Source organism: Enterococcus sp. ZJ1622, assembly GCF_011038845.1.
GTDB lineage: Bacteria > Bacillota > Bacilli > Lactobacillales > Enterococcaceae > Enterococcus_B.
In genome coordinates, this window is record NZ_JAAKDW010000001.1 from 268,379 (window position 1) to 280,759 (window position 12,381).

Consider the following 12,381-nt stretch of genomic DNA (forward strand, 5'->3'; position numbering starts at 1 on the left):
AACAAGAAAATGATTAAAGGAGGGATTATGTGAACGAAAGGCAAGAAGAAATCTTGGATTTGCTGACTGAGAACCAACAGGGATTATCTGCAAGCGATGTAGCCAGTCACCTGAAAATCGATCGAAGCAACGCGAGCCGCTATTTAAGCGAGCTTTATAAAGAACGTTATATCATTAAGTCAGCTGGCCGTCCTGTCATTTACTCGATGCCTCCTAAAAAATCCTCTTCAGATAAAGTCCATGTGGATTCTTCGACACAAGTGACATTCGAGACACTTGTGGGCGAGAATGATTCATTGAAAGTCAGTATCCAGCAGGCAAAAGCAGCCATACTTTACCCGCCGAGAGGATTGCATACCATTATATTTGGAGAAACCGGCACAGGGAAATCGATGTTCGCTGAGTGCATGTATCATTTTGCGATCGACTCGGAGATGCTTTCGCCGGATGCGCCGTTTGTCTCTTTCAATTGTGCAGATTATGCACAGAATCCGCAATTGCTTTTTGGGCATATTTTCGGGATCAAGAAGGGGGCTTACACCGGAGCTTCACAGGACAGCCTTGGGTTGATGGCAAAAGCCGATGGCGGTATTTTGTTTTTAGATGAAATCCATCGTTTGCCTCCAGAAGGACAGGAAATGCTGTTTACCTTTATCGATAAAGGTGTTTATAGGCCATTAGGAGAAAGTGCACATGTCCATGAAGCATCTGTCCAGATCATAGGAGCTACGACAGAATCTTCCGAAAGCTTTTTGACGACGTTCAATCGCAGGATACCAATGGCAATCACTTTGCCGAATCTAGCTTCCCGCTCCTTAGATGAACGCTATGAGATCATTTCGCTATTTATCAAACAAGAAGCTAATCGGCTGAATCAGCGGATCGACATCGAAAAAGAAGCGATCCTCGCTTTTATGTTATATGATGCAGAAGGAAACATCGGACAGGTCAAGCGTGATCTGAAACTCGTCTGTGCAAAATCCTTTCTTCATTACCGAACACATAATGAAGAGAAACTGATCATTCGAAAAGAAGAGCTTTCGCTCCACGTCCAGAAAGGTCTTTTGAAAATCAGAGAGATCCCAGAACGCCTGGACCGTTTCATGGATAGCAAAAGCCAGTATCTGACTTTTGAACCTGGATTTGCTGATGTGGTCTGGTCTCAAGATCCTGAAAGAAATATGCAGGTTTATAATGATATCGAAGAAAAAGTCACTACTCTTTCTGAAACAGGAGTAGAAAGTGTGGATCTTGAAACACTGATTTCAAAAGATGTCGATGCCTATTTCCAAACTTACGTCAAAGAACTTACCAATAGTACGATCCCTAAAGACCTTTTGCCTGATGATATCTGGCGACTGACGAATGAATTGTATGATATAGCCGAAAAACGGTTGGATCGTGTGTACAATGAAAAAGCCCGATTCGCTTTTGCACTCCATCTGCAAAGCACATTGGACAGGGTAAGGGAAGGGCATATGATCGTTCATCCAGATTTAAATAACGTACGTAAGAATTTCAAGAAAGAATTCCAAGTCGCCATCGATCTCTCAACGATCATCGAAGAAGAGCAGCAAGTAGAGATCCCTTTCGATGAGATCGGCTTTATCAGTATGTTCCTTTCGATCAGTCTAGGTGAAAGTGAGCCAGTCAAAGAAAACAAAGTGGATGTCCTCGTCTTGATGCACGGCCGGCAAACAGCTTCCAGCATGCTGGAAATGGCCCAAGAATTGTTGGGAACGAAGCTGGGCAAAGCATTCAACATGCCATTAGCGATGGAAGTCCAAACCATGTATGAAGAAGTACTGCACTATGTCCAAAGTCGGCAAAGTTCGCTTACGAACGGACTGATGTTGTTAACAGACATGGGCTCATTGAACACATTCAGTGATCTGATCTTTGAAGAAACAGGGATCAGGACCAAAGCGATCACTATGAGCAGCACGATGGTCGTGATCGAAGCGGTACGAATGGCCAATGTCGGACGAAGCCTAGAAGATATCTATCAGAATATCCAGATTTCTTTCGAATCGATCATAAAGGATCAGTTCAAAGTAGAAAAGCAAGAAGAACAGCAACGGAAAAAAGCAGTGATCGTGACTTGTTTCACTGGAGAAGGTGTTGCTGCCAAACTATACCAGCGGATCGTGCCGGTGATCAATCAAAACAAAGTCGAAGTGATCCAGATGCAGTTTTTAGAAAGAGAATCATTCAAAAAACATATCGATGCACTGCTGGAAGAATACGAGATCAAAGCAATCGCTGGAACAGTCGACGTGGATTATCAGAATATCCCTTTTTTCTCCGCGTATGACGTGTTCGATGACGAAAAATTGAACACACTGAAGCGTATCGCAGACGATGAAATCCCGATAGCCAAAATCGTGGATTCTTTGACAGGTTCGTTAGATGCGACTTTTTCTGTCGAAGAACTGATCCGTTCCCTGCAAAAAATCGTGCAGCAGATCCAATCTGATCTGTCGATTATCGTAGAACCAGGTGTAGATGCAGGTATCTTGATCCATATTGCATTTATGTTGGATGGTCTAGTCAGAAATGAACAAAGCCGAGTGTTTGAAAAATTGTCGATGTTTGTCAAAATCTATCGGTTGGAAATGGATATCGTTCGAGCCAATCTCATGGCGCTAGAGCGGAAATATGGGATAAAGATCCCAGAAGACGAGATCGCCTTTCTTACGCAGATGTTCATTGAGAATAAAATAAAAAAATAAAGCACACTAAGCGTTCTGTTTACACACTAAGCCGTTGTGTGCGCACAAAGAAAAAGAACTAAAAGGCATGAAAACGCTATTTTGGTTCTTTTTTTATTTGGCATGTTTCTTGCATTATAATTATGTGTAAAACAAATTAAAAGGAGTGGAGAAAATGGAGAAAAAAACGATTATGTTAGTATGTTCTGCTGGGATGAGTACAAGTTTATTGGTGACAAAAATGCAAAAAGCTGCGGAAGAAAAAGGAATGGATGCAGATATCTTTGCCGTTTCTGCCTCTGATGCAGACAACAATTTAGAAGCAAAGAATGTCGATGTATTACTATTGGGGCCTCAAGTCCGCTTTATGAAAGCTCAATTTGAACAAAAACTAGCGCCTAAAGGTATCCCGCTAGATGTGATCAATATGCAAGATTATGGGATGATGAATGGTGCCAAAGTATTGGAACAAGCTGAAAAGCTGATGCAATAAGAAAAGCTGGAGGAAAAAATGGAGGATCAACAAAATCTAGAAGCAATCATGGGATTGATCATGTTTGGCGGAAATGCAAAAAGCGATGCAATGGAAGCGATTGCAGCAGCGAAGCACGGTGATTTCGAATTAGCGGAGCAAAAAATCGCTGAAGCGGAAGAATCGCTTGTTCAAGCCCATCATTCACAAACAGATATGCTGACTCAAGAAGCACAAGGCAATCATGTACAGGTCACACTACTAACTGTCCACAGTCAGGATCACTTGATGACGTCAATCGCATTCACTGATTTGGCAAAAGAAATCATTGATCTTTACCGTCGGACCTATAGCGAATAAATACCACCTTCTTTTTTGAACGGAAGAAGCTACTAAAAAATTTTTGAACGGATTTTTTAATTTGGTATAAAGAGAAGACTCTTTGTATAAAAAACTTATAGGAGGAAATAAAAAATGAACGGTTTAACAAGTTGGATGGAGAAATACATCCTGCCCGTTGCCGCTAAGATCGGCGCGCAAAAGCACCTAGTTGCTTTGCGTGACGCCTTTATCGGTACATTGCCTGCAACCATGGCTGGATCTGTCGCTGTAATGATCAATGCAATTATTCGAGATTTGCCACAGCAATTTATCAGCACTTATGCAGACAGTCTGGCAGCAGACAAAGGAATCTTTGCAGTCTTGAATGTCATCATCGGCATCAACGGATTTGTATGGAACGGCACATTGGCTATCGCAGGTTTGATCTTTGCTTTTTCGTGGGGGTATAACTTAGCTCGAGCATATGGGGTGAACGATCTAGCCGGAGGGATTGTCGGATTAGCTACATTGATCCAGGGAATCGCTTTTGGTCCCGCACTTTCTGCTCCTTTGAATGTGAATGTCCCTGCAAACGTCGCAGATGCAATCAATGGAACAGAATTGGGAGCAACGATCACAGACGGCACATTATCTGTCGGCCTGTGGGGCTGGTTGAAGCTGGATCATTTAAATGGAAATGCTTATTTCACCGTAATGATCATGGGTGCGATCTCAGTAATCATCTTCTGTAAATTGATGTTGGCTAATATCACTATTAAAATGCCGGATTCAGTTCCACCTGCAGTATCGAAAGCTTTTGCGGCGATTTTGCCCGCAACGATCGCTTTATATATCATTGCAATCATCAATTATATCGTAGGACGTTTAGCAGATGGTCAACTGATCATCGACTTAGTCCAAAAATATATCGCAGAGCCATTCCTAGGATTGTCTCAAGGCTTAGGAGCTGTATTGATCGTTACCGTGTTTGTCCAAGTATTCTGGTTCTTCGGGATCCATGGTCCAAACGTTTTGGCACCTGTCCTAGAAGGAATCTGGGGACAAGCACAGCTGATTAATATCGACATCTTTCAAAAGGGATACAATGGCAAAACGGGTACACCAGCAGTGTTAGATGCGATTGAAGATGGAAAAGCATACATGTGGGTACGCGGTTCCTTTGACGCATTCGCATGGTTTGGTGGATCTGGTGGAACGATCGTCTTGTTGATCGCTATCTTGCTGTTTTCAAAACGGGCAGATTATTTAACTGTTGCGAAGCTGTCGATCGGACCTGGTATCTTCAATATCAATGAACCAGTGATGTTTGGTTTGCCGATCGTGCTGAATGCGATCATGTTCATCCCATTCTTGATCGCACCAGTCGTTGCTACTGCAATAGGCTGGATAGCAACATATCTTGGATTAGTAGCACCAGTCTCGCAACAAGTGACCTGGGTAGTACCGCCGTTCCTGCTTTCTTTCTTAGCAACCGGGGCAGACTGGCGCGCACCGATCGTTACTTTAGTATGTATGGTCGTCACCTTCGTGATCTGGGCACCATTTGTGATCTCAGCAAACAAAATGGACCCAGCAGCTGGTGAACAGAAACTGAATCAGTAGAATGTAAAAAAGAAGGAGGCGGGGCAGCGAATCATGTGCCTCGTCCTCTTATAGATAAACGTTAGGAGAGATGGAAATGATTTCGATCGCAAGTGCAATGCAGCAAGAGGCTATCAAAGAATTATTGGAAGGGTATAATGAAGAAGGCATCACGTTTACGTTCAAAGAAAAACAAGGAATCAAAATGTTGTTTGACACAACTGCAGAAGATCCAGAAGCAGCTGCCAGAAAAGCCAAGGAACTGATCAAAGCGCAGCCTTGGGGAACAGTCCTTTATTTCCAGGCTGCAGCTGTTTAAGAAAAAAGAGTGAAAAGACAGGGTGGTTCACATGATGAAAAATGGTTTATTTTTATGCAGTCTCGGTTCATTGATTGTATTGTACAGCTTGAATCCAAATTCACAAAACTATGATTTATACAGTATGGTCACGGGCCTTTTTCTAACAGGGCTAGGCATCTATTTCTTTTTAAAAGGAAAGAAAAGAGAAGAGACGAAGGAGAAGAACAACTAATGGAAATCGTAAAGAAGTTAAATATCCCAGCATCGTTTTTCTATGATAAAGTAATGGATTCTGTTCTTTTCGATGTACGCAAGGCGACTGGAAAATCTGTGACACGCAAGCAGCTAAAAAATCTAGAATATGTCAAGCAATTCTCTCAAAACAATCGAGCACGTATAAAAATCGAAGAAGTCATCGAAAACCAGTCTTATAAATTCCGTACATCAACGACGAAAAATGAATTTGTCGTCCATTATCAGATCAAACCATTAGATGAAAAAACGTGTGAAGTCCATTACACGGAACAGATGGAATCTCACGGTATGTTACAGAAGCTGAATGATATGCTGCTAGGTACGCTTCTGATGTACTTCAAGCGTCGGCGTTTCAAAAAAATGCTCGTGATGATTGAAGAAACCTATTGAGCAATAGAGATATCAATCAAAAGAAAGACGGCTAGAGAGAAATGCTGTTAAAAGTATGCAGGAACAACTGCATGACTAGGCAGTGTTTCTGCTAGCTTTTTTGTAGGAAGGGGAAGCAACATGACAAAACAGGTAAAAGAACTGGCTGTATCTTACATTGGAGAAATGTTCGAGCTGGCTGCTTATGCATTCAATGGAGAAGATACACCGAAACGGCGGGAACGATTTCGAATGCTCGCAGAAAATTCATGGAATTACGGATTTTTTGATGAGGAGGATCGATTAACGAGCCAAGTCATGGCGACACCTTTTTCGATTGATTTTTATGGTCAAGAATATTTGATGGCTGGGATCGGCTATGTCGCTTCTTATCCGGAGGCAAGAGGACAAGGCGGGATCAATCGTATCATGGAAAGAATCCTTGAAGATTGTCGCGACCGAAATGTCACCTTATCTTACTTAGCGCCATTTTCTTATCCTTTCTATCGTCGCTACGGTTATGAGCAGGTATTCGATCAGATCCATTATCAGTTGAACAGTCGTGACGTACCTGCACCGAAAAAGACTGCAGGAAAGATGAAACGAACGACTTTTGAAGAAGCAAAAGAGGCGATCAAAGATATCTATGGACGAATGCCGGAAAATCAGCGGGCTGGATTGAAACGTGAAGACTGGTGGTACACGTATAAATTTGATCAAAAAGGAAACAATCGTTATGCTCTTTATTACGATAAAGAAGGTCAAACAACTGGCTACGTGGTCTATCAGACAGTAGCGCCTGTTTTTACCATTGTAGAATGGGGATATTTGGACCATGAGGCTTTTCGAAGTCTTGCTCGTTTCGTCAGTTCCCACAGCGGGGCATTTGATCGATTTGAGTATGCCTGCGGTTATTCCGGAAGCAGCAAAAATTATCTTCTCGACAATCCGTTTGCCTCAGTGACTGTCTCCCCTTATATGATGGCGAGAATCGTAGAGATGCAGCGATTTCTAGAGTCTTATCCATTCAAAACAGCTCAGGCTTCCTTTGCGTTACATGTGGAAGCAGATGATTATGCCAAATGGAATGAAGGGATTTTTGAAATAAAGATTGAAGATGGAATCATTCACGTAGCTAGAACAGAACAAACTATTCTGCCGACCATTCGCGGGAATATCCAGCATTTGACTCAGCTGTTATTAGGTTATCGAAAAGTTGAAGAACTTGTTTTTTATGAAAAAGTGCAGGTATCGGATACAGACGAGCTGATTCCGTTGTTGACCCGCTTGCTGCCACAGCAGCAGCCGGTACTTAATGATTACTTTTGATGAGATACACGAAAAAAGAGGTTGTGACAGAAGTGGGCAACTTCAAGAAATAAGAAGGAATTTACGAAAATTGCTTCTCAAATTTTTGTGAAATTTCGGCTTATTTTCGAAGAAGCTACTTCTGGAACACCGTTTATTCGGAAAAAGAAGTTGTGACAAGACTTTTGTCACAGCTTCTTTTGTGTACTTTGGCAATAATGTTTTTTAAGTGACTAGAGTAAGTCTTCTTTTTTCGTAAACTTGAATTTTTTCTTTTCTTTTGTTTCAGGGTTTTCTTTTTTATGCTCTTCGATGGCTTCTTTTGAGATCTGTTCGCGGTTTTTTTTCGATGAATCTAAACGTTCTGCGTATACTTTCTCTTTTGATTTTTCAGGCATTGTCAGAACCTCCTTACTAACAAGTTATCCATAATTTGATTTTATCATCTGATGCAGTATGTATGGAAACGTTTTGCTTAAGGAAAATGTGGATTTTCTGTGATATAGTCTTGCATGAAAAAAACAAACAGGCTACAATTGATATATTGAAGCTGTTCCTGTAGCTCAGTAGGATAGAGCAATCGCCTCCTAAGCGATAGGTCGCTGGTTCGATCCCAGTCAGGAACGTATATAAAATCCTTGCCTTTTTTGAATGAAAGCGTAAGGATTTTTTTGTGCTGAAAAACAAGAACACATAAAAATAAAATAACTAAAAGAATGATGCTGATGATTAAAAAAACTTGTTTATTTATATATAGATGTTAAACTAAAGATAGGGAGTTTTTTTAAAAATAACGTTATTGTTTTGGTGATTATAATAAAAGAAAAGAGGGATAAAAAATGAAGGTATTAAAAAAAGGAATTGTAGGCTTATTGTTATCTTTGTTTGTTGGAACGATCATAGGAGCAGGCACTGCATCAGCAAGTGAAAAAACTGTTGGCGGTATATATGATAGAAAAATAGTAACGATCCAAAGTGTGATTGATCCGTGGTACGTGGTTGATTGGAGCCAGACAAACCTTGATGAAGCTGTTCTTTTTCATAACAATGGAGTTTGGAACCAGAAATGGTGGATGTGGTACAATCCTGAAAACGATACGTATGATATAGCAACGGGATTTATTCCTCCTAGTCCTAATAAAGTAGGATCATGGTTACAGGCTACAGATAAAACAGATGCAAATGGTAATCCGTTCGTTGGAGGAGACATGTATAATCCACATGAATCATTGTTTTGGAAATTGATCCCAGTGGGCAGTCATCCAAACGGAACAGTTGTCATGTTAAAAAACTTACATACGAATACGGTGATGGATATTGCGGATAGTCAGATTTATAATGGTAGTAGATTAATCACTTATCCACAGCATGGTGGGAGAAATCAGCAGTTTATTATCCATGTAGAAGGAGATTCTAATAGCTCCGCACTAATAAATCGCTGAAGTCATTGAATGAAAAAACCACCTGTTTTTGAATGAAGAGGCACATAAACAAACTCCTAGAAATATAAACAATAACGAAAGAAGTCTCGAAATAAAATTATTTTGAGGCTTTTTTTGATTTTGTTTAGAAGAAAAGTCCGATTAAAGAAACGGTTTTAGGAGATAAAAAAACTATTTATAGATTCATAAAAAAAGAAGAAATAAATAGTGAAGAAGCTAAATCAACATTTTTTAGATAGTATAAATTAATAACGTTAAAATATAATAAAATAACTTAATATATAAGTGTGATTTATGTTTGTTTTTTGATTTAGCCTTTTAAAATTTATTTTTTTATGATAAAAAATTTTTTAGGAGGTGAAAAATAACGTATTTAAAATAGAAAATAAAGATAGTAGATTTTAAAAAGGAACATATATCTTAGCACTTGATTCTGCCAAAGAAAGAGGAAAGAAATAGACGCTGTGTGAAACAAATGCAGGGTGATCAAATAATTGATACATATATTGATGGAGAGAACCACAAAGAAAGGATGAGAGAAAATGAAAAAACAAAGTTGATGCTTAGTGCAGTCGTATAGATGTATTTATGTAGTGGGTTTTTAGGAAGTAGTACGGTGGATGCCAGTGAATATAACAAAGATACATATAATAATAAAGTTGTTTCGCTTCGAGCTGCTAGGGACACAACGCTTACTGTGTCACGCATACCTTATAATCCTAATCTATATTTTGAAATTTCAATGGAAAATTATGATCAATCTGACTCAACCCAATATATGGAAAAACCACTGTTCCTGAAACATAGGACAGTGGTTTTTTCCATATTAAGAGATACTACCTAGAAATTGGATACATAGTCCAAGGATAAATAATAAGATCAACCCGGTGGACAAGCGTCTTCCGGCTAAAGCACCAAAATCTTTCGGATATTTTTTTGTTAAATATACCGAAAAAGGTAAAGAAGAGAGTAACAAGATGGTTAGGGTATTTTGTAAAGGGAGAGGCATCAATGTAACAAGTGAGTTTCCTTTATAGTAAATAAGCATGAAGGTGATAAATACGAAATTGATTACTAAAGAAAAGCTTCCTGGCCCCACAGTTCGTTTTGTTTTCATGCTTCATCAAATTCCGAAAAAAAGGTCAAAGCAAAAAAACTGATCATGATTAATATTACTTTTTTCATTTTCAGACCTACTTTCTTTGGTTGATTGTGTGAATAAACTCCTAATATAGAGTGTTTCTGAATCTACATAAATACTAAATCAGGTCACCTCTCATCTATTTTAGAATATCAGATAAAGAAAACGGTTTCGATACATTTCGATGTATTTAAATTTATATATAACGCTATTTTATGAGGGCGATTTTTCGATTTATTTGCAAAAAAACAGAAGCTGAGTAAAGATCTCAGCTTCTGTTTTTGCTTGTCCAATCGTTCTTTATAAATACAGAATTAGGGTTAAGCCCAATCCCCATTGCGGAAAATCGGTACGGTAGATCCATCTTCACGGATGCCGTCAATGTTCATTTTGTCAGAACCAACCATAAAGTCGACATGCGTTTGGCTTCGGTTCAATCCAGCTTCTGCCAGTTCCTCTTCAGACATTTCTGTTCCGCCTTGGATACTGAACGCGTAGGCAGAACCTAGAGCTAAATGATTTGAAGCATTTTCGTCGAACAAAGTATTGTAGAAGATGATGCCGGATTGAGAGATAGGAGATGGATCTGGAACAAGAGCGACTTCTCCTAAACGACGTGCGCCTTCATCTGTATCAAGCAGCTTGGCTAGTACTTCTTGTCCATGCTCTGCTGAAAAATCGACCACTTTGCCATCCTTGAATGTGAATTTCATGCCCGAAATCGTTGTGCCTGCATAGCTCAAAGGTTTCGTGCTGGAAATATATCCATCGATCCGACGGCTGTCAGGAGCTGTGAAGACTTCTTCGGTCGGCATGTTGGCCATGAATTTTTCACCGCGGGCATTATAGCTTCCGGCACCTTCCCAAAGATGGTTTTTAGGCAACCCGATCATGAGGTCTGTGCCTGGAGCAGTATAATGCAGGGCAGTAAATTGTTCTTCATTCAATTCATTTGCTTTTTTTGCCAGTTTTTCGTCATGTTTTTCCCAAGCAAGCACTGGATCTTCTTCATACACACGAGTAGTTTTGAAGATTTGATCCCATAGTGCATCGACTTGTTCTTCTTCTGGCAAGTCAGGAAAGACCTTTGCCGCCCATTGCTTGCCGGCAGCTGCTACGACTGTCCAGCTGACTTTATTTGCCTGAGTCGCTTTTCGCAAATTCATCATCGCTTTTCCTGCTGCGGCTTGATAAGTGGCTACTCGGTCACGATCAACGCCAGAAAAGGCATCGGGATCAGCTGATACGACGCTGATTCGACTTGCGCCTTTAGCAATCCAGTCATCTGCCTGATCGATTTTATATTGAGGAACAGATTCGATTCGATCAGCTGCAGCATGAGTAAGAAACTCTTTTTGGATTTGATCATCTGTCCATTGAACGATCACTTCAGCAGCACCTAATTTATAGGCCTCTTCAGTGATCAGACGAGCTAGCGGCGCTTGGTCTACACTGATTTGCAAAACGACAGTGTGTCTGTCTGTGACACTGACCCCGGTTTCTGCGATTAGACGTGCGTATTTTTTTAGAAGTTTATTAAAATCTGTTAACATGACTGCTGTTCCTCCTCATTTGTTTATTTGATAATTAATAATATGATAACATTTTATTAGAATCGATACAATGAACGAAAGGATAAAATAAAGCCTATTTTTTTATTAGGAAATTTCTTTACTTGTAGAACCAAGTCTTTGAGGGAGCGAATGAAGAAATTTAAAAACAAATTTTGCATATCAAAAAAAACGTGTTACAATAAAATTAATCAATGGTGGAAGCGTTATAAAAAAATTTTGAGGAGATTAAAAAACTATGGCAAGAAAAAAGACGATTACAAAAGAACAGATTTTGGCAGCTGCTTACGAAGTAGCTGCCACCGAGGGATTTTCAAGATTTACAGCGAGAAATATTGCAAACAAAATGAACTGTTCGACACAGCCGATCTATCTGGAATTCAAAAATATGGAAGAGCTGAAGCAGTCACTATTCGAACAGATCTATGACTACTTGAAATATGAAGTGTTTCCTGTAGAGCACACGGGCAATTCGATCATTGATCTGGCATTCAACTATATCCATTTCGCAAATCGTGAGAAGAAACTGTATCGTTCACTATACTTGGAAGAGTATGGCGGCGGAAGAGAGATGCAGAAATTTTCTTATAATTATTTCGTGGATATTGTCAAAAAAGATCCGGAGTACGCAGATCTGACAGAAGAACAGATTGAGTCTCTGCACAATGGGACCTGGTTCATTGCTACAGGGATCGCAGCATTGATGTCATCTAATATCATTCATCCATCTGACCTGCAGATCGAGAAAATGATCCAAGACAGTATTGATGCGATCCTCAGATTGAAAGAACCGATTGAAGTCGAGTAGTGCGTATTTGAGAAGAGCATCTAGAAGGCTGAACGATCTACATTTTGTGACATGAATTTTCTGGACATCGTTTCATTAGA

Annotated in this window: 12 protein-coding genes and 1 tRNA gene; 11 read left to right on the plus strand and 2 right to left on the minus strand. The window is 39.9% G+C overall.

The features are described from left to right. The first annotated feature begins 29 nt into the window (after window positions 1-29). From G7Y42_RS01370 to G7Y42_RS01405, 8 genes are all read left to right on the plus strand, one after another. Window positions 30-2,732 carry a sigma-54-dependent transcriptional regulator gene (locus tag G7Y42_RS01370; RefSeq protein ID WP_165003151.1) on the plus strand — a complete coding sequence of 901 codons (2,703 nt, stop codon included), beginning with the start codon at window positions 30-32 and terminating at the stop codon, window positions 2,730-2,732. Between the two features lie 154 nt (window positions 2,733-2,886). Continuing rightward, window positions 2,887-3,204 (plus strand): PTS sugar transporter subunit IIB, encoded by a 318-nt coding sequence (locus G7Y42_RS01375; protein ID WP_165003153.1) that lies wholly within the window; start codon window positions 2,887-2,889, stop codon window positions 3,202-3,204. An 18-nt stretch (window positions 3,205-3,222) separates the two neighbouring features. Beyond that, complete coding sequence (locus tag G7Y42_RS01380) at window positions 3,223-3,543, plus strand: PTS lactose/cellobiose transporter subunit IIA (RefSeq protein WP_165003156.1); 321 nt, start codon at window positions 3,223-3,225, stop codon at window positions 3,541-3,543. A gap of 114 nt (window positions 3,544-3,657) precedes the next feature. Further along, entirely contained in the window at window positions 3,658-5,127 is a 1,470-nt protein-coding gene (locus G7Y42_RS01385) for a PTS sugar transporter subunit IIC (RefSeq protein ID WP_165003158.1), read from the plus strand. A 76-nt stretch (window positions 5,128-5,203) separates the two neighbouring features. Then, window positions 5,204-5,425, plus strand: coding sequence for a hypothetical protein (locus G7Y42_RS01390; protein ID WP_165003160.1), 222 nt, complete (start codon window positions 5,204-5,206; stop codon window positions 5,423-5,425). A 31-nt stretch (window positions 5,426-5,456) separates the two neighbouring features. Beyond that, window positions 5,457-5,639 (plus strand): DUF3188 domain-containing protein, encoded by a 183-nt coding sequence (locus G7Y42_RS01395; RefSeq protein ID WP_165003162.1) that lies wholly within the window; start codon window positions 5,457-5,459, stop codon window positions 5,637-5,639. Beyond that, window positions 5,639-6,052 (plus strand): DUF3284 domain-containing protein, encoded by a 414-nt coding sequence (locus G7Y42_RS01400; RefSeq protein ID WP_165003164.1) that lies wholly within the window; start codon window positions 5,639-5,641, stop codon window positions 6,050-6,052. The genes G7Y42_RS01395 and G7Y42_RS01400 overlap by 1 nt, the downstream gene beginning before the upstream one ends. Window positions 6,053-6,172: 120 nt before the next feature. Beyond that, window positions 6,173-7,360 carry a GNAT family N-acetyltransferase gene (locus G7Y42_RS01405; RefSeq protein WP_165003166.1) on the plus strand — a complete coding sequence of 396 codons (1,188 nt, stop codon included), beginning with the start codon at window positions 6,173-6,175 and terminating at the stop codon, window positions 7,358-7,360. A 212-nt stretch (window positions 7,361-7,572) separates the two neighbouring features. On the opposite strand, the gene G7Y42_RS01410 is transcribed toward G7Y42_RS01405, so the two are convergent. Further along, window positions 7,573-7,737: a hypothetical protein gene (locus G7Y42_RS01410; protein ID WP_165003168.1), complete on the minus strand. Its 165-nt coding sequence runs from the start codon at window positions 7,735-7,737 to the stop codon at window positions 7,573-7,575. 154 nt (window positions 7,738-7,891) lie between these two features. On the opposite strand from G7Y42_RS01410, the gene G7Y42_RS01415 reads away from it, so the two are divergent. Together G7Y42_RS01415 and G7Y42_RS01420 are read left to right on the plus strand one after the other, a co-directional pair. Further along, window positions 7,892-7,965 (plus strand) — tRNA-Arg (locus G7Y42_RS01415). Window positions 7,966-8,178: 213 nt separating this feature from the next. Continuing rightward, entirely contained in the window at window positions 8,179-8,781 is a 603-nt protein-coding gene (locus G7Y42_RS01420; RefSeq protein ID WP_165003170.1) for an RICIN domain-containing protein, read from the plus strand. 1,461 nt (window positions 8,782-10,242) lie between these two features. On the opposite strand, the gene G7Y42_RS01425 is transcribed toward G7Y42_RS01420, so the two are convergent. Further along, window positions 10,243-11,475, minus strand: a complete 1,233-nt coding sequence (locus G7Y42_RS01425; protein ID WP_165003172.1) for an aminopeptidase — start codon at window positions 11,473-11,475, stop codon at window positions 10,243-10,245. 256 nt (window positions 11,476-11,731) lie between these two features. On the opposite strand from G7Y42_RS01425, the gene G7Y42_RS01430 reads away from it, so the two are divergent. Beyond that, window positions 11,732-12,301 carry a TetR/AcrR family transcriptional regulator gene (locus G7Y42_RS01430; RefSeq protein ID WP_165003174.1) on the plus strand — a complete coding sequence of 190 codons (570 nt, stop codon included), beginning with the start codon at window positions 11,732-11,734 and terminating at the stop codon, window positions 12,299-12,301. Window positions 12,302-12,381 lie beyond the last annotated feature (80 nt).